The 19,492-nt window shown below is 33.4% G+C and carries 16 protein-coding genes and 1 pseudogene; 13 read left to right on the top strand and 4 right to left on the bottom strand.

Going from position 1 to position 19,492, the window contains the following annotated elements:
- Positions 1-12: 12 nt before the first annotated feature.
- Both AC2D8K_RS10230 and AC2D8K_RS10225 read left to right on the top strand, forming a co-directional pair.
- Positions 13-2,586, top strand: a complete 2,574-nt coding sequence (locus AC2D8K_RS10230) for a DUF2309 domain-containing protein (protein WP_484698626.1) — start codon at positions 13-15, stop codon at positions 2,584-2,586.
- A 112-nt stretch (positions 2,587-2,698) separates the two neighbouring features.
- Positions 2,699-3,070: a Na-translocating system protein MpsC family protein gene (locus tag AC2D8K_RS10225; protein WP_484698624.1), complete on the top strand. Its 372-nt coding sequence runs from the start codon at positions 2,699-2,701 to the stop codon at positions 3,068-3,070.
- A 50-nt stretch (positions 3,071-3,120) separates the two neighbouring features.
- Here the strand turns inward: AC2D8K_RS10225 and AC2D8K_RS10220 are convergent, their stop codons facing one another.
- Complete coding sequence (locus AC2D8K_RS10220; RefSeq protein WP_171970117.1) at positions 3,121-3,369, bottom strand: hypothetical protein; 249 nt, start codon at positions 3,367-3,369, stop codon at positions 3,121-3,123.
- A 248-nt stretch (positions 3,370-3,617) separates the two neighbouring features.
- Here AC2D8K_RS10220 and AC2D8K_RS10215 point away from each other — a divergent pair, with 248 nt between their 5' ends.
- The 5 genes from AC2D8K_RS10215 (at position 3,618) to AC2D8K_RS10195 (ending at position 7,682) form a co-directional block, all read left to right on the top strand.
- Positions 3,618-4,325, top strand: coding sequence for a GNAT family N-acetyltransferase (locus AC2D8K_RS10215; protein WP_484698622.1), 708 nt, complete (start codon positions 3,618-3,620; stop codon positions 4,323-4,325).
- 73 nt (positions 4,326-4,398) lie between these two features.
- Complete coding sequence (locus tag AC2D8K_RS10210) at positions 4,399-5,088, top strand: phosphatase PAP2 family protein (RefSeq protein ID WP_484698620.1); 690 nt, start codon at positions 4,399-4,401, stop codon at positions 5,086-5,088.
- Positions 5,089-5,167: 79 nt separating this feature from the next.
- Positions 5,168-5,899, top strand: coding sequence for an alpha/beta hydrolase (locus AC2D8K_RS10205; protein WP_484698676.1), 732 nt, complete (start codon positions 5,168-5,170; stop codon positions 5,897-5,899).
- Between the two features lie 27 nt (positions 5,900-5,926).
- Positions 5,927-6,175: a hypothetical protein gene (locus AC2D8K_RS10200; RefSeq protein ID WP_002451464.1), complete on the top strand. Its 249-nt coding sequence runs from the start codon at positions 5,927-5,929 to the stop codon at positions 6,173-6,175.
- Positions 6,176-6,353: 178 nt separating this feature from the next.
- Positions 6,354-7,682 (top strand): sodium-dependent transporter, encoded by a 1,329-nt coding sequence (locus AC2D8K_RS10195; protein WP_484698616.1) that lies wholly within the window; start codon positions 6,354-6,356, stop codon positions 7,680-7,682.
- Between the two features lie 77 nt (positions 7,683-7,759).
- On the opposite strand, the gene AC2D8K_RS10190 is transcribed toward AC2D8K_RS10195, so the two are convergent.
- The 3 genes from AC2D8K_RS10190 to AC2D8K_RS10180 all read right to left on the bottom strand — a co-directional run bounded on the left by AC2D8K_RS10190 (position 7,760) and on the right by AC2D8K_RS10180 (position 10,132).
- Positions 7,760-8,377: a LysE/ArgO family amino acid transporter gene (locus AC2D8K_RS10190; RefSeq protein ID WP_484698614.1), complete on the bottom strand. Its 618-nt coding sequence runs from the start codon at positions 8,375-8,377 to the stop codon at positions 7,760-7,762.
- Positions 8,378-8,576: 199 nt separating this feature from the next.
- Complete coding sequence (gene hchA / locus AC2D8K_RS10185; RefSeq protein ID WP_426828759.1) at positions 8,577-9,455, bottom strand: glyoxalase III HchA; 879 nt, start codon at positions 9,453-9,455, stop codon at positions 8,577-8,579.
- 146 nt (positions 9,456-9,601) lie between these two features.
- Positions 9,602-10,132 (bottom strand): pentapeptide repeat-containing protein, encoded by a 531-nt coding sequence (locus AC2D8K_RS10180; RefSeq protein ID WP_124228249.1) that lies wholly within the window; start codon positions 10,130-10,132, stop codon positions 9,602-9,604.
- A gap of 255 nt (positions 10,133-10,387) precedes the next feature.
- On the opposite strand from AC2D8K_RS10180, the gene AC2D8K_RS10175 reads away from it, so the two are divergent.
- The 6 genes and pseudogenes from AC2D8K_RS10175 to AC2D8K_RS10150 all read left to right on the top strand — a co-directional run.
- Positions 10,388-11,296 carry a PLP-dependent cysteine synthase family protein gene (locus AC2D8K_RS10175; RefSeq protein ID WP_484698611.1) on the top strand — a complete coding sequence of 303 codons (909 nt, stop codon included), beginning with the start codon at positions 10,388-10,390 and terminating at the stop codon, positions 11,294-11,296.
- Entirely contained in the window at positions 11,289-12,434 is a 1,146-nt protein-coding gene (locus AC2D8K_RS10170) for a bifunctional cystathionine gamma-lyase/homocysteine desulfhydrase (protein WP_484698609.1), read from the top strand. The genes AC2D8K_RS10175 and AC2D8K_RS10170 overlap by 8 nt, the downstream gene beginning before the upstream one ends.
- A gap of 158 nt (positions 12,435-12,592) precedes the next feature.
- Complete coding sequence (locus tag AC2D8K_RS10165; protein WP_484698607.1) at positions 12,593-13,057, top strand: MarR family winged helix-turn-helix transcriptional regulator; 465 nt, start codon at positions 12,593-12,595, stop codon at positions 13,055-13,057.
- 25 nt (positions 13,058-13,082) lie between these two features.
- Positions 13,083-13,421: pseudogene (locus tag AC2D8K_RS10160) on the top strand (VOC family protein); the annotation flags it as partial.
- A gap of 272 nt (positions 13,422-13,693) precedes the next feature.
- On the top strand, positions 13,694-14,761 hold the full coding sequence (locus AC2D8K_RS10155) for a Leu/Phe/Val dehydrogenase (RefSeq protein WP_484698605.1): 1,068 nt from the start codon (positions 13,694-13,696) through the stop codon (positions 14,759-14,761).
- A gap of 513 nt (positions 14,762-15,274) precedes the next feature.
- The coding region (locus AC2D8K_RS10150) for an Ig-like domain-containing protein (RefSeq protein WP_484698603.1) at positions 15,275-19,492 on the top strand (4,218 nt) is incomplete at its 3' end.

The following is a 19,492-nucleotide window of genomic DNA, read 5'->3' as shown; positions in this document are numbered from 1 at the left end:
AGGGTGAAAAATATGGTTAATTCACAACAACAGAATGATATAGCAATGATTGTTTCAAATGCGAAACGTGTTATTACACCGTTGTCTCCGATTTCGATTTTTGCGGCAAGAAATCCTTGGGAAGGTTTAGAAAACCAAACTTTTAACGAAGTAGCAACTTGGTTGAAAGATATCAGAGATGTTGATATTTATCCTAATCACAATGCTATCGAAGATGCTAAAGAACATGGAGAAATCGATGTAGATATTTTTGAATCTTTATTAAATGATGCACTTCAAACGGCGGAAATTAATATTGAAACTGACCTTGAAAAACGCTATATCAATAATATTCAACATATTAAGCGTGTGCCAGATCACCTTTTAGGTAATCAAATACGTCGTGATATTTTGAGATCATTGCCGGATCAAATTAAAAAGAATAAGCAAACAGATTTACACAGACCTAAGAGTGCGGACCGTGTTAATCATAAAAATGAAAAGTTAATTGATGAGGTAGATGTACATATCATTAAGTGGTCTAAATTATACTTAGATCAATTTCAATCGAGTTGGACGATGCCTAAACGAGAAGAAGGCTTTTATACAGCGTGGTTACACTTAGCACAACATGACCCTGCTTTAACTAAAGAAGCTAGACAATTGATCCGCCACATGCCATCAAAGTCACATGAATTAATTAATCATGTATTAACCAAGTTAGATATTACTAATGATAATAGGCAATCTTATATAGAAGGTCAGTTACTGGCTTTGCCTGGATGGGCAGGGATGATGTATTACAGAGCGGAAGAAAATGAATCAGAGCGGGAGCTATTAACAGATTATGTAGCAATCAGATTAGCTACCGAATATGTATTATTAACCACTACTAAAGATCAATTTCAATTATCAGAGTTACATCATCATAAAGAAATTGAATTCGTTTGTGCGTTTATATTTTATGCGGAATTATCGTTAGAAGAATGGCTTAACCTATCAGATGAACTAAAGTTAAGATATCTTAATTTTGCGCGTCTATTTCAACGTCAATATTTTCAAAATTTATGGCTTAACGCTTGGGAAGAAACGCATGAACGTGACTTAGTCAATACGATTTATGAATCGCAATCTGGAAATAAGTCTCAAAAGATACAAGCGCAGTTAGCATTTTGTATCGATGTCCGTTCTGAACCATTTCGTCGCCATCTTGAAGGTGAAGGACCGTTTGAAACGATTGGTATTGCTGGGTTCTTTGGTTTACCTATAAAAAAAGAAGTGATTGATGCTCAATTTGAGCATGAATCTTTACCGGTGATGGTGCCACCAGCATATAAAATTCAAGAATATGCAGAACGACATAAACTAGAACGTTATCAACAACAACAACATACGATTACATCAATGTTTTATACATTTAAATTAATGAAACATAACGTGTTACCTAGTTTATTATTACCAGAATTAAGCGGACCATTCTTAAGTATAAATACGATTGCTAATACACTCATACCTACCCAAGCTAGACAGTTTGTTCATCGTTTTACAAAGAAATGGCTTCAAAAACCTGAGACAAAATTATCAATTGATCGTGAACATCACGTGTATTCGGAATTGCCAATCGGATTAACAGAGGAAGAACAAATTCAATTTAGTAAGCAAGCATTACAATTAATGGACTTAACCAAAGACTTTGCACCACTCATCGTTTTAGGCGGTCACGGTAGTGAATCGCATAATAACCCATACCATTCTTCTTTAGAATGTGGTGCATGTGGCGGTGCGTCTAGTGGTTTCAATGCTAAGTTATTAGCTATATTATGTAACCAGTCATCAGTCAGAACAGCACTTAAAGAAGATGGCATTATCATTCCAGATGAAACTGTATTTGTGGCAGCCGAACATAAAACGTCTGTAGATGAATTAGAATGGATTTATGTACCAGAATTAACTGAAAGTGCAAAACAAGCCTTTGATTTATTAGAATCAGTTATGCCTCAAGTGAGTTACAAGTCTAATTTAGAGCGTTTAGCACATTTACCAAACTTAGATAAAGTACATAAAGATCCAGTTGCTGAAGCGTATCAATATGCAAGTGACTGGAGTGAAATTAGACCTGAATGGGGCTTGGCTAAAAATGCAGAATTTATTATTGGGAAACGTTCGATTACTGAAAATAGTAATTTAGAAGCACGTGCATTCTTGCATAATTATGATTGGTCACAAGATGAAGATGGTCATATTCTGAATACAATTATTTCAGGCCCAGCGCTTGTTGCACAATGGATTAACTTACAATATTACGCATCTACTGTGGCACCTCATTTTTATGGCAGCGGTAATAAAAGAACGCAATCTGTAACATCTGGACTTGGTGTTATGCAAGGGAACTCCAGTGATTTGATGTATGGTTTACCATGGCAATCAGTGATGGCACAAGATAATGAAATTTATCATTCACCCATACGTTTATTAGTTGTTATTCAAGCACCAGACACACATATTCAAAGATTACTTAATGAAAATCAGAAATTTGCACAAAAAGTGGACCATGGATGGGTGAGACTAGCTAGCATAGATGAAAAAAACAGTTGGAAAGATTGGTAAAATATAGGCGGTATATTAAAAAGTAATTGTAGATTATAGCGATGATCCTATTATTTCCGAATAGTAGATAAGATGTTAAACTATAGTTAATTAATGTTTAGGAGTCGTCTATATGAAAAAATCTAAAGGTGTATATGAAGCTGAAATCAGTAAAGCCATCACGCAATGGGAAAAAGATTTTTTAGGTAGAGGTTCATTATCGGTTAAGACAGACATATTAAGAGATATGATCATTATCAATTTACAAGGTATATTAACACCTGCAGAATATCGTGTATGTGAGACCAGTGAAGGATTGTTAAATATCAAACGCACAAGATCTGAATTAGTAGAGTCAGGACAAGATGATCTCAATGACCTTATATATGAGATTACTGGTGTCAAAGTAAGTAGTTTTCATAGTGATTTGAGTACAGTTACTGGAGAGAGAGTAATTGTATTTAAATTAGAAGATAATTTTGAGAAAATGATTAACCAAAGTTAAATTTTATAGAGCAGTATGATCTTACGAGAATGAAAAGGTCATACTGTTTTTTATTTCAAATATATTAAATACATAATGTAGACATATAGTCGATAAATAATACCTAATAAATTTGGAATTATAACCATAGTGGCGATTAATTTGTCGCCTTTGAAACCAATGACACATAAAATGATAGGTATCATATAAAGGACAAATAACCAAAATAATAATGTTTCGAATGATGGATGGATAGGTAAGAAAAAGCGAAATAATGTAATTAATAATGCGAGATAAATCATAATTATTTTGCTCATAATGAATGCCTTCCCTACTATCAAGCACAATGGATTAGTGTATGTGGTACAAGGTTTAATGTGTGATAGTCATATATTTGAAATTTATAATTATTTCAATTATACAATATTTTATATGCAAAAGGTATTAGAAATAAAGAATGCTATAGTATTTCATTTTATATTTTATAATCGAATATTATAAGGTACGTAATATAAAAGAATCAGTTATAATACATATTAAGATTTCAAAAATGAAGGAATGGTTGTTTATGAAAAGGAATATACATCATCAACCAATAGGTGAGTCCGTAACAGATTTTGAACCGCTGAATTTCCCGGATATTAAACAATTAGACGGACGGTATAGTTCATTAGTTAAATTAAGTGAAACACACATTAATGATTTGTTTGACGTATTATGTAATGAAGATAATGATGCGAATTGGACTTATTTGTTTAGCGAACCAATCCATGATTACAGTATTTTTTCAGAGTATATTAAAGGTTTAATGTCTAATGTAAACTCGTATTATTTTGCTATTATTGATCATAAGCGTGAAAAAGCGTTAGGTTACTTATCATTAATGAATATTGATTCGATTAATGGCAAGATAGAGGTTGGAAATGTCCATTATTCAAATGGATTAAAAAAGACGAAAGTCGCCACTGAAGTTCAATATTTGCTAGCGAAATATGTGTTTGAACAATTAGGGTATCGTAGATATGAATGGAAGTGTGACAGTTTAAACGAACCTTCTAGAAAGGCAGCATTGAGATTAGGGTTTACTTACGAAGGTATGTTTAGACAGGCAGTAATATATAAGGGACGTAATCGGGATACAACATGGTACTCAATGATTGACAAGGAATGGCCGATATTAAATGAACGTTTCGAACAATGGTTAAGTCCGAATAATTTTGATGAAGCCGGTCAACAACGTATTCGATTACAAGATATAAATAGGGCACGAGACTGAGCGAATTTCCTTTTGTTTTTTATAAAATAGAGATAAGGAATGATTGAATAAGATAAAGGATAAAGGAGAAAGTATGAAAAATAGACGGGCAACAACAGGTATGTTTACGATTCCTTTATTTATCATAAGTATGATGATATTTATTTTAATGGCTGTCGGCGTTATACAAGATATACCATTTTTAAAATTTGTCGATAGCCATTCACTAGACTGGTTTACTACTACATTCGGTACGCCACAACGTCAATTTGAAGGAGACATGTTGAACTATTATATGACATTTTGTGCCACGATTGGTGATGTTAGTGGTGTCATTGTGATGTCAGTGATCATTACAATAATATTATTATTTAAATATCCGCGTTTAGCTATATGGTTTATTTGCACAATATTAAGTGGAACATTAATTAATATTTTGATTAAAATGACAATCGAACGAATGAGACCGTATAATCATTTAGCCATTGACTCAGGGTTTTCTTTTCCTAGTGGGCACTCTAATGCGAGTACATTGTTTTTTATCACTTTATTGATTGTGGTGATGCCTTTAATTAAAAGAGCGGTCTTTAAATCTATTTTGAGCGGTCTTGCATTAATATTATGGATAAGCGTTTTGATTTGTCGATTATATTTCCATGCGCATTATCTGTCAGATGTAGTTGGTGGCGTGACATTAGGTTTAACCTGGATAGCTTTATGGTTAATGGTTTACCCACTGTTTGAGCGAATCAAGTTTAAAAAGAATAAACATGTTATACATTAATAATTGTAAAATGAGAATGGATATATAGGCATGTTTCCGTTGTATATACGATAATTAAAACTAGGGGAGTTATTTTATGATGAATATTAAATCACCAAGTCCACTTTATTTAAAAGGGACAAGTCAACAAGCTATATTGTTATTACATTCATTCACAGGTACTGTTAAAGACGTAAAGCATCTTGCTACAACGTTGAATGAACAAGGATTCACGTGTTATGTACCTAACTATCCTGGTCATGGATTACCGGTTACACAGTTTAATAAGTATGATGTTAATGATTGGTGGGCATGTGTGCAAGAAGCGTACCAGTTTTTAAAGAAAGAAGGATACGAAGTCATTAATGCAGCCGGTGTATCGTTAGGTGGATTATTTACATTACGATTAGCTGAAACTGTTGAATTAAATCGTATCGTAGTGATGTCTGCACCTAGCGAGAAAACAGAAGCTGGTATAGCTTGGCGCTTAGAAAAATATGGCAAACGCATGAATCAGATTATGAGACTTTCTGAGGATGAGAGTGATGAATTATTAGCCCAAATTGACCAATATCAAGATGAAATTAAAGTATTTCAAGGTGTTATTAATGATATTATGTCAAATTTACATGATATTCAATCGACCTCTAGAATTTTATATGGTGGACAAGATGAAGCGGCTTATGAAGAAAGTGCACACTATATTTTTAATCAAATTAGTAGCGATAATAAATCAATTCAAGATTTTCCACTAAATCAACATTTAATGACCCACGGTGAAGGAAGAGATGAATTAGAACAAGATATCGTTGAGTTTTTCACTCAAAAATAAAAACTAGCAATAAGGTGGTGTTCAACTGTGACGAGAACATTTTTATTAACCTATATTACGATTTCAGGCCACAGATATACAGAATTTAAGACTTTTGATAAGGGCATCGATAAGGACAAATGTGTTAGAAGAATTATAGATGAGTTTGATGAATTACCTTATCTTTATCTAGAAAAAGGTGATTCAATACATTATATTAATGTCGATCATATTGAAAGTTTAGAAATTGAAGAAGTAAATGATGGCCAAACGATTACTTATAGTAGCGAAGATTAAAATATAAAGAATAGTCATAACTGATGCTAATCAATGTATTAAATGAAAGGCAACGTTATGGGCTGTTCTTTTTTTATTATTCTGATAATTTGTATGAATATTGCACTTATAACTAACTAATGGTAAAGTGTTACTTAAGTACATAAACGCTTTAACGCATTAAAGGAAGTGAGTGAATATGAGTAAGCAATCAGAATGGAAAACTTCTACTGGGTTTATATTAGCAAGTGCCGGTTCCGCAATTGGATTAGGAGCAATGTGGAAGTTTCCTTATATGGCTGGTATATATGGTGGTGGCGCCTTTTTATTAATGTTTTTAATTTTTACCATTTTTGTAGGACTGCCATTATTAATTATGGAATTTACAGTAGGGAAAATGGGAAGAACGTATACAACTCAAATCTATAGTAAACTCACAGGTAAAAAGTGGCTCAATGTGATTGGGTGGAACGGGAATTTAGCAGTTTTTATATTGTTTGGTTTCTATAGTGTCATTGGCGGATGGATTATTATTTATATGGGGAATGTTATTTGGCAAATATTGAGTTTAAATACAACTCACCTGACACAACTCAATTTTGAAGCAATGATTAGTAATCCATGGCTTACTGTTTTAGGACAGGGTATTTTTATCTTCTTAACGATGATCATTGTTATGTTAGGTGTAGAAAAAGGGTTGGAAAAAGCATCCAAAATCATGATGCCACTATTATTTATCTTTTTAATTATTGTAGTGGTAAAATCATTATCTTTAGACGGATCGCTAGAGGGTGTGCGTTACTTGTTACAACCTAGAGTGGAAGATATTTCAATGGAAGGTTTTTTATTTGCGTTAGGTCAATCATTCTTTACCTTATCATTAGGAACAACTGGAATGATTACATACGCAAGTTATGCACCGAAGACAATGACTATTAAATCATCAGCGGTTTCCATTGTATTGATGAATATTTTAGTTTCGGTCTTAGCGGGCTTAGCTATTTTTCCTGCTTTGAAAACATTTGGTTATCAACCACAAGAAGGTCCAGGATTATTATTCAAAGTACTACCGCTTGTATTTGATAAAATGCACTTTGGTATTGCCTTTTATCTGATGTTTTTAATTTTATTCTTATTTGCAGCGTTAACATCATCCATTTCACTGTTAGAATTAAACGTTTCTAATTTTACGAAAAATGATAATACGAAACGTCAACCTGTCGCATTGATCGCAAGTATACTGGTCTTTTTAATTAGTATTCCAGCGACATTATCATTTGGAAGTTTGAGTGGCGTTAAATTTGGCGCAGGTACAATATTCGATAATATGGATTTTGTCGTTTCGAATATATTAATGCCTTTAGGGGCACTTGGCACAACATTAGTAGTAGGACAATTGTTGGATAAACAGCTGCTACAAGAAAGCTTTGGAAGAGACAAATTCAAATTGTTTTTACCATGGTATTATTTAATTAAATTTGTAATGCCAGTAGTCATTATTTTAGTATTTATTGTTCAATTATTTTAATTTATACGATGAGAACAACATCATTATAAATGCCATAGGGCTTATCGAAATTTAAATTTCGATAAGCCCTATTTGTATTAATTGGCTAAAATATGCCAGATATTTTTGATAATTATACAACTTACGATGAGTACGATAACACTTGAAACTTTATTTAGAATAATAATGTATTTTCCTGTTTTATCGATCGAACCTATCATTTTACCGAGTATCGCTAATAAGATAAACCAAATCCAAGATACTAAAATAGTAGCGCCAGCAAATAATATCTTTTCGGTGCCATGATACATAGACGCACTTGTTCCAATTACACCAATCGTATCCATAATTGCGTGAGGATTAAGTAATGAAACGGATAATGCGAAGCCGATTTGTTTTTTGGGGCTCATGGGTTCCATATGTTCTAAATGACTAGGCTTTTCATTCCATAATGACCATGCCATATATAATAGAAAGGCGAGACCAATGATATAAATGACTAACTGTAAAATAGGAAGAGACATTAAGATTAAGGATACGCCTAAAATAGCTAACACTATTAAAGTAGTATCACATAAGCCAGCTGTGACGATCACTGGTAATGATTTAGTTAATTTCTTTTGATTTGCACCTTGATTAAATACAAATACATTTTGAGCACCTAAAGGTAGAATCAGACCTAGTGCTAATAAGAAACCGTGAATGATCGGTTGCATAAAAAATACCTCTCTCACTTTTGACTTGAAATTAAGTAAAATGATAAATTAAGAAACAAATATCAGAATATTTAAAAAATTATACAAAAGCAATATATAATTTTCAACATTGAATCGTTTAGCCATTTTAAAATGCCCTAGATACATCATTACGAATGTATCTAGGGCATGAAAATATATCGATTAAATATGATTTTACTTATGATTGTTGGACGGCTTCTACTAATGCATCCGCTGCAAGAAGTCCAAGTTTATTAGAAGCCAGTGGGCTATCACCAGTTAATAATTTACGATCTTGGTGAGTTTGGCCACTCATTTCTTTATTTACAACTTGAAGTCCTTGTTTAGTCAATAAGTCAGCGACTAACCATTTAAGTTTACCAGGTAAATAACCGATATCGATATTTGCGCCTTCATCTAATGCATCTGGGAAGACACATACAGAATATCCTTCAAATGGAGATTTATCTCTATTTAATCCAGCAGATAATAATGCTGCCGGGCCGTGACATAATGTGATAACAAATTTATCATAATCTAATGCCCAATCTAAAGCTTGTTGAACATCTTCACTTTCAGAAATGCCAACAACAGCGGCATGTCCACCAGGGATAAAGAGTGAAATATAATCTGAATCAGGGCCAAGTTCATTTTTGATGACTTCAGATAATACTTTAGGCTGTTTTAATTTTTCTTTTAGCTTATTATATGTTTCTTGTACTGCTTCATCTTCCGTAGGCATTGCCCAGTGCTCTAGTTTGACAGGGTAACCAGTTAATGTAGCGACATCTACATCGAAGCCTGCTTCCATTAAATGGTGTAACGGTAATAGCATTTCAACTGGATGATTTCCTGTTGAAAACATTTTACCGTTTTCTAATAATACATAACGTTCTTCAGCGGCAATCATTAATACTTTCCATTTGCCACCGGTATAAGCATTTTTATGATTAACACCATTAAAATCTGTTTTAGGCGCTGTATATTGACTTAATGAATATGGTGAAGGGAAAAATGCATTATCCTCCGCTTTGTCAGGAGTTGGTGCTTTACTTAATTGACTAGAATCTTGAGTCATTTATATTCCTTCTTTCCTAAGTTTGTATGCTTATATCCATGAAAATAGTCTCTTAAACATTCAATAACGCATTCATCATACTGAATCATCAATAAAAAAGTGTACTTAGACATCATGGTTGAGTCAAAGTAAACAGGTTTAATGATCTATTGAATATTTTCGAAAACAACATTTTGTTTTTTTAATTCTTCTTCAATGTTTTTAGGAAGACTACAATTTTTAAATGTGACATGATCAAAGATACAATGTTTTAATTTGATATTTTCAAATGTTGAATTGCTAATTTCTGTCTTTTTAAAAACAACATTTTTAAATACAGTATCTGTGATTTTAACGTCGCTAAAAGTATTTCCGTCGAATACAACATCTTGGAATGTTGTATTATTGATCGTTGTTTCATCAAATGTTGTATTTTCAAAAGAGATTTTTTTGAAGAGGTTTTTATAAAAATTCACTTGTTCAAAAATACAATCATTCATACTACTATTAACCACTTTACTGTTAGAAATAGCATTAATATTTTTGAAAATACCTTCATCAAAATTACAATTTTTAAAGCGACCTTTATTAACTTCTAATTCATCGTACATTGAATTTCTAAAATTAGTCGCTGTATGGCTCAAGTTTTTATAATTTTCTTTAGTGAATACAGATAATGATAAGTCTTTATTTGACATCTTATTGTGAACTCCTTTACTTGTATTGTATGAACGGTATTATCATTATCATAACAGAATAAAGTAGATGACACATTTGATTGAATTTAAAAATAATGATGTAAAAAAATATAAAAATTTATAAACTATGAAATTGCAAATTTGTGTACAATCCTTTATAATTCATACCTGTTAAATAAGAATTAATTAATCCATTTGAGAAAGAAGGGAATGTTCAATTTTCCACTGAATAAAGGATGATTGAATATATAGAATATGATTGCATATGACTTAATAGGAGAGACACCACTCGTGTTATTAGAGAGTTTTAGTGATGAAGACGTAAAAATCTATGCGAAACTCGAACAATTTAATCCAGGCGGAAGTGTAAAAGACCGACTAGGAAAGTATTTAGTTGAACAAGCGATTGAAGAGGGGCGTCTACATCGCGGTGATACCATTGTAGAAGCTACAGCTGGTAATACAGGGATTGGTTTAGCAATAGCTGCCAATCGTTACCAACTTAATTGCGTGATATTTGCACCAGAAGGCTTTTCCGAAGAGAAAATATCAATTATGCGTGCTTTAGGTGCTGATGTTAAAAGAACTGTAAAAGCTGAAGGCATGATAGGTGCACAACAAGTTGCCCGACAGTATGCTGAAGACACGCAATCGATTTATATGAATCAATTTGAAACAACACATAATCCAGATGCCTATACTCATAAATTAGGTAAAGCGTTAACAGATGAACTAAATCATATTGATTACTTTGTTGCTGGTGCTGGCTCGGGCGGTACATTTACAGGCGTCGCGAGACACTTACAACCATTAGGTGTTAAAAATTATATCGTCGAACCTGAGGGGTCGATATTAAATGGCGGTCCAAGTCATACGCATGCCACAGAAGGTATTGGTTCAGAAAAATGGCCTAGCTTTCTAGAGAAATCATTAGTAGAAGGTATTTTTACAATTAGTGATCAACATGCCTTTGATAATGTAAAAGCCATCGCTAAACAAGAAGGGTTACTAGTAGGTAGCTCATCCGGCGCTGCACTTCAAGGTGCACTTGAATTAAAAAAACAAATAGATAAAGGGATTATCGTGACGATATTCCCTGATGGTAGCGACCGATACATGTCAAAACAAATATTTAGTTATAAGGAGAATGAGAATAATGAATAAAAAAACACAAATGATACATGGCGGACATACAACAGATGATTATACAGGTGCTGTAACGACTCCAATTTACCAAACAAGTACATATTTACAAGACGATATCGGAGATTTACGCCAAGGTTATGAATATTCACGTACTGCCAATCCAACACGTGCGTCTTTAGAAAATGTTATTGCAGACTTAGAACATGGTAAACATGGTTTCGCATTTGGTTCAGGCATGGCAGCTATTAGTGCAGTGATTATGTTATTAGATAAAGGAGACCACCTTATTTTAAATTCAGATGTATACGGTGGTACGTACCGCGCTTTAACAAAAGTATTTACACGCTTCGGATTAGACGTAGATTTTGTAGATACAACCAATATTGAAAATGTTGAGAAATATATTAAACCAGAAACAAAAATGTTATATATCGAAACGCCTTCTAATCCATTATTACGTGTGACAGATATTAAAGGTGCTGTAGCGATTGCTAAAAAACATAACCTTATTTCTGTAGTAGATAATACATTTATGACACCTTATTATCAAAATCCATTAGATTTTGGTATTGATATAGTTTTACATTCTGCTACTAAATATATTGGTGGACATAGTGATGTAGTTGCAGGATTAGTAGTGACTGCAGACGATGAATTAGGAGAACGTATAGGCTTTATCTCAAATTCAACTGGTGGTGTGCTTGGACCACAGGATAGCTACTTATTAGTAAGAGGAATCAAGACGTTAGGTTTACGTATGGAACAAATTAATCGTAACGTAGAAGCAGTGATTGATATGTTACAGTCTCACGATAGTGTACAAAAAGTATTCCATCCAAGTATTAAAAGTCACTTAAACTATGATATTCATGCTGCACAAGCAGATGGACATACAGGCGTTATTGCATTTGAAGTGAAAGACACAGAAGCTGCGAAACAAGTGATTCATGCCACGCAATATTTCACGTTAGCTGAAAGTTTAGGAGCAGTAGAAAGTTTAATATCAGTTCCTGCATTAATGACACATGCATCTATTCCAGCAGATGTACGCGCTAAAGAGGGTATCACAGATGGATTAATCCGTTTATCAATTGGTATTGAAGACACAGATGATTTAGTCAATGATTTAAAACAAGCACTTGATACATTAAACTAATGCTATCACTATTTTTAAGGTCTAGGGAGTTGTCCCTAGGCCTTTTTTGAGCAATTACATAAATAAAGTTAAGAATCTTTCATTAGAATCTGAATTGTGTTAAAGTAGTTAGATAATCGAATATATTGATAATCAAGGTAAATAGAGGTGGTTTAAAAATGAATGATGATAACAATCAAAATGATGTTAAACATGATGATATGGTGACTTCATTTAGAGATTTAGGACGGCGAGTTGTTTTATACCAACATAAAATTGCAGAACAATTAGATGTATATAACCATGATTGGACTACGATTGATATGTTAAGTGAGACGGGGCCTATCACTGCTGGTGAATTAGGTAGAAGAGTTAGACTTACAACGGGAAGTGTTACAGCATTGGTCGATCGATTAGAAAGAGCAGGCTATGTTAAACGTGAGCGTCATCCTAAAGATCGTCGAAGTATTATGATTGTTCCACAGTATGAAGATAAATCAGAAGTACAACACGTTTATGAAACATTGAATCAACATATGACTGAACTGACAAATCAATATACGGCAGAGCAAATGGAAACCATTCAGTCGTTTCTAAAAGCAACAACAGCTATTTTAGATAATGAAATTGAACGTAAGAAATAAAATAAAGAAAAAGAAGGTCTGAATTATGAAAATTAATCATATTAATATAACGGTCAACGATGTAAAAACAACGCGAGCATTTTTTGAAAAGTATTTCGATTTAGTTTGTATTGGTAGTGCTGGCAATATGTTTGCAGCTATGAATGACGAAGATGGATTTCTGTTTAATTTAATAGAAGGAGAAAATATAAATTATCCAGATACATGCCATATTGGTTTCCCGCAAGAAAGTAAAGAAGAGGTGGATCGTATACATCAAATCTTAAAAAATGACGGGTATGAAGTATGGGATCCTGAAATGGCGCATGCAACATATACTTTTTACTTTAAAGCACCAGGCAATTTTACAGTAGAAGTTTATTGTGAAGTACAAGAAAAAACAGAAACATATGTACACTCATATTTCGCAGACTACAATAAATAGCATTTAAAATATTGGCAATTTGAAGATATGAAATATAAATAGTGACTGAGACATGTTGAATTGTCTCAGTTTTTTAATGTAAACATAAAGACGAAAAAATTTTCTTATAATTCATAATTTAGCTAATATTGTGCGTGTTTCAAATCGAGATTATTCCCATATTGTCAGGGTATGCGAATAATGTAGATTAATTTTATGGGAGGAGTATTTGAATGATTTTTGAAACAATGGAACAAGAAGATTATGAACAAATAGTATTTTGCCAAGATCAATCAACGGGTCTAAAGGCAATCATTTGTATTCATGATACAACGCTTGGACCAGCATTAGGTGGTTGCCGCGTGAGAAATGATTATGCATCAGAAGAAGAAGCAATTGAGGATGCTATGAATTTAGCACGTGGAATGACATATAAAAATGCTGCAGCTGGCTTAGACCTTGGTGGAGGTAAGACAGTAGTGATGGGATCACCTAATAAAGAAGATGAAGAAGCATTCTATAGAGCATTAGGGCGTTATGTTCATACATTAAATGGTCGTTATTATACAGCTGAAGATGTAGGTACATCAGAGCATGAAATGAACCTTATTCATAAAGAAACACCTTATGTTTGTGGTACAAGTAAGTCGTTCGGCTCAGCAGGTAATCCAAGTCCTATGACAGCTTATGGTATATATATTGCTATGAAGCGTACGGCTTTAGAACAATTTAATGGTGAATCTCTTGAAGGTAAGACCGTAGCAGTTCAAGGTGTAGGACACGTGTCCTATGAACTTTGTCGTCTTTTACATGAAGATGGTGTTAAGTTGATTGTTACTGATATTAATAAAGATAATGCACAGTGTGCAGTAGATGAGTTTAATGCGACATTTGTTGAACCAGATGATATCTTTTCAGTAGAAGCGGATATCTTCGCGCCATGTGCACTCGGTGGTATATTAAATGACGATACAATTCCTCAATTAAAAGTTAAAGCGATTTGTGGTTCAGCAAATAACCAATTAAAAGATGAAAACAAACATAGTCAAATGTTAGAAGAAAAAGGTATATTATATGCACCAGATTATATTGTGAATAGTGGTGGTGTAATCAACACTGCTGATGAGTTGAATGGATATAATGAAACGCGTGCTAAGGAAAGTATTGAAGGTATAGATAAAATTGTGAAACATATCTTTGATATCGCCAAAGAACAACATAAAACACCATTAGAAGCGTCACAACATTTTGCAGAAACACGATTGAAACAAATGTCCCATATTCAAGATATTAGAAAATAAAATAACTGAAAATATCAATAAAGCAACCCAGGATTAATGTCCTGGGTTACTTTTTAGGATGAAATGATAGTTAAAATGTATAAACAAAATATCATGGAATTTTAAATTAACGAATGAGGAGATTAAAAATTAAATATGAATATTCGGGTTTATTATTAATGAATTCGGTTAATAGAAATATACGAAAGCACAACTTTATTATTTTATGCATATAACATCATAAAATTTAATTTCTGAAATATTAATTGATTATTAAATGTAACGACAAATTGAATTGAGTTCCAAATAATTTGCAAACAAATGTTTTATTTATGTCGATTTGCTAAGAGTTGTGATTTTATTTCTAAAAAAGAATAAATACTTTTTCGTTTTTAGGTAATAATAATTCTATTTACTTTTGAATATAAAGCGTGGATATATATGGTTTTGCAACATTTGTAAATTTTCAATCAATTAAGTATTATATGTACGTACAATGTTAAAGTTGTGAAAAATATATGAGGTGATTCATGAATGAAGAATAGACAAAGCTTTTTACCAAACAAATTAAACAAATATGCAATTAGAAAATTTACGGTAGGTACTGCATCGTTATTAATAGGTGCGACATTAGTATTTGGCGTAGGAAATGTAGCGAGAGCAGATGAATTAGATAATGCATCGTCACAAAATAACGACGGCAATAAAGATAAAAGTGAACCTGTCGATATAACCGAACTGACTAATACTAACGAAACAGCTAGTACAGAGGATCAAGCAACTGACAAAGCAACTACAAATGTGTCAGAAGAAGCTAATCATGCTGATCAAACGACAGCAACGACTCAAGATACTAGTCAAACAGAAAAATCTAATACGGAAGAGACACAAAATACCGAACAAGCAAACACAGAAAAAGCTTCTTCAAATCAAACAACAAAAGACTCCTCTAATATAGAACAAGACACAATTAATAAAACAAATGATAAAACATCAACAACGACTGAAGATAATAAAGGTGTTACATCAGTAACTGATGAAAAATCAGATGCTTCTTCAACGACTGACAAGAATAACGATGACAAAACAACAACTGCAGAAGAAAGTAAAATATCAGAAGAACCAACTACAGAAACAACGACTACTAAAGAAACTCAATCAACAGATAATAAGTCGGCCTCTACAACTAAAGAAACTTCCTCACAAGACCAATCAACAAATGAAAATTCAACAACAGACAATTCATCTCAAGAAAAGCAAACAACATCAACTAAGGAAACTGCTAATACATCAAAGAAAGCAAGTTCAACAGAAAAAGTTAATGAGCCACAAACTACAACATATGAAAATAAAGTGGATACAGAACTTGGTAAACAATTAGCAGCATCAGATAATAAAGAACAAGCTGTTCAATCATTCTTAAATGATCAAGTGTCTAAAACAGAAGCTAAAGAAATTTTAAATAATACAGATGTTGATTTCAATAAAGCAACAGACGAAGAAATTAATCAAGCCGTTTTACAAGCTGCATTAACTGAAATGGCAAACAAACAGAAGAGTACAGAAACATTAGCTACGCCACCTAAAACTAGAACGTTTATGCGTGCAATGGCTACACCTAGAATGTTGGCAGCAGCTGTAACATCCCCTGATCAAGATGTTCAAAAATTATTAGCGACATCAGATAACTATACATTTGCGTCATTAGTGTTTGACCCAGAAGCATTAAATTCAGATGCTGTTAAAAATAGTACATCAATTCCATTTAATATTGATGCTTATATGTCGGGTGCTAACTCAGGAACAAGATATAAAATCGACTTAAACTTAGACTCTAAAATTGCTGATCATGTAACGAAAATATCAGTTAACCCAGCTGGAAGTAATACACCGGTTCAATTTACAAGATTAAAAAATGATGACGGTACACCTTCTAATATTTGGGAAGTGAATTATATTCGAGCTAGCGGTGGATTATTTGGTGGTGCAGAAATTTTAGCAACTAAAACTGCATCAGGCGGTAAAATTGAATTAGATGATACTGTGAGTAATATTTTAAATAATGCAGGAGATTTATCTGATAATAAATTAAATTATCAAATTTATGTTAGAGATTCTTCTAATAATACAATTATTCGTACGTCTGAAAGCAGTGGTTACTTCCTTACAGATGCAGATAAAGATTTAGTTGATTTAAACAATAATACTTCAACAGCAAACTCAAATGATTTTAAAGCAAGTAGTGCTACGGCTAGTTTAGACACTAAAGTAGGCGACAATGGCGCAATTATCGTTGACCAACAAGTTATCAAAAATGGTATCTTCGGATATGGTGGCGCTCAAAATAAACAATGGAGCTACAATTATCAAATTGATAAAGATTTAATTCCATTTATTCAAAGTGTTGAATTAGATAAATATGATTATGATGGATTAAAAGGTTTTGATAAAACATATAATGCTGCTAACAAAGTAGCTGATTTATCTATCGATGCCAATGGTAATGGTACGATTACAGCAAGTGATTTAAATAAATTAATCGAATTTAATAATGGTTTACCTGAAACAGTAGGTATGAGAATCGTTATTAAATTAAACCAAAGTCCCAATAATATTTTAACTAAAGATGCACAATATGATGCCAAAGGTAATTTAATTAGTTCTACAACTGACCAAGTTGAAGATTTTACATTTGCTGGCTACCTTACAGATAATGCTGGTAAATTAATTAATAACACATTAGGTACATCTTCGTTAGAATTACAAGACTATGATAAAGATGGCTTATTAGATCGTTATGAAAGAGAAGTATCATTAACTGATGCCAATAATGCAGACACAGATGGCGATACTAAAAATGATGGAGACGAAGTGAAAACATATCATACATCACCATTAGTAGGTCAACCTAATGCTGCAGATATTACGATTAATGACACTAAAGTTAGTGGTTCAGTAACGTTAAAACCAAATGCAGGTACACAAACTGCTAAAGTCATAAATTCAGCGGGTCAAGTTATTGGTACGTCTACTGTTAATAGTGATGGTACATTTGCTGTAACGATTCCAAAATCAGCTGCTGGTCAATACACAATTGCTATTGATGCACCAAATTATGATAATGATGAAACAAATACATTTAATATTGTAGATAATACTATTGTTCCAGCACCATTAGTGGATCCTGTCGATGATAACGACACGACTATTGGCGTTCATGGTACTGCTGGTTCAACAGTGACAGTAAAAGATAGTAATAACAATGTCATTGGTACAGTTACATTAGGTGCAAACAGTACAACTGGTACGTTAACTTTATCAAAACCTTTAGCTGCAGGAACTCAATTAACATCAACTGCAACTAAAAATGGTAAAACAAGTGCGGTTTCACCAAAAGTAACAGTGACAGATGCAACAGCACCAGATGCGCCAGTGATTAACCCGGTAACTAGTGATGATACAACGGTTACAGGTAAAGCAGAACCGAATTCAACAGTAACAGTTACATTCCCAGACGGCACTACGCAAGTTACAACTGCGGATGCATCAGGTAATTATACTGTTAATATTCCTGCTAATGAAGACTTTACTGGTGGCGAAACAATTAAAGCTTCAGCTAAAGATGCTGCAGGCAATAAATCAGTTGATTCAAACGTGACTGTGACAGATACGACAGCACCAAATCAACCAACGGTCAATCAAGTAACAAGTGAAGATAAAACAATCACAGGTAAAGCAGAACCAAACTCAACAGTAACAGTAACATTCCCAGATGGGACTAAAGTTCAAGCCATTACAGCAACAGATGGTAGTTATCGAGTGGCTGTACCTACCAATATTGATTTAGTAGGTGGCGAAACACTAGGCGTTACTTCAACTGATAAAGCTGGAAACACATCGACGGCTGCAAATACAACAGTTGTAGATGTTACAGCACCAAAAGAACCTGTAATTAATGATGTAACAAGTGAAGATAAAACAATTACTGGTACATCAGAACCAAACTCAACAGTAACAGTAACATTCCCAGATGGTACAAAGGCTTCAGCGACAGCAGATGCTTCGGGTAATTACACAATTGGTATTCCAGATTCTGAAGACTTAAAAGGTGATGAAGAATTAAGTGTAGTTGCAACAGATGCAGCAGGTAATGTGTCAGTCGATGCTGGTACAACAGTATTAGATAAAACACCGCCTGAAGTACCAACCATCAACCCAGTAACAAGTGAAGACAAAACAATCACAGGTAAAGCAGAGCCAAATTCAACAGTAACAGTAACATTCCCAGATGGTACAACAGCGAATGCGACAGCAGATGGCGACGGTAATTATACAATTGATATCCCTGCCAATGAAGATTTAAAAGGTGGAGAAGCATTACCAGTGACATCAACAGATGGCGCAGGTAACCAATCTGGTGCAGCGACTACGACAGTAACAGATACAACGGCACCGACAGTACCAACAATTAATCCAGTAACAAGTGAAGATACAACAATTACAGGTCATGCGGAACCAGGTTCAACAGTAACAGTAACGTTCCCAGATGGAAATACAGCTACTGGTACAACGGATGCAGATGGCAATTATGTTATCAATATTCCTACTGATGAAGACTTAAAAGGTGGAGAAGAGTTACCAGTGACTTCTACAGATAAAGCTGGTAATAAATCTGATGTTGCGACAACTGAAGTAACAGATACAACAGCACCATCTGTACCAACTGTCAATCCAGTAACAAGTGATGATACA

The sequence above is a fragment of the Staphylococcus sp. 510 genome, assembly GCF_057219715.1.
Note: the sequence above shows the minus strand (reverse complement) of the source record. Positions and strands in the feature narration are given on the sequence as shown.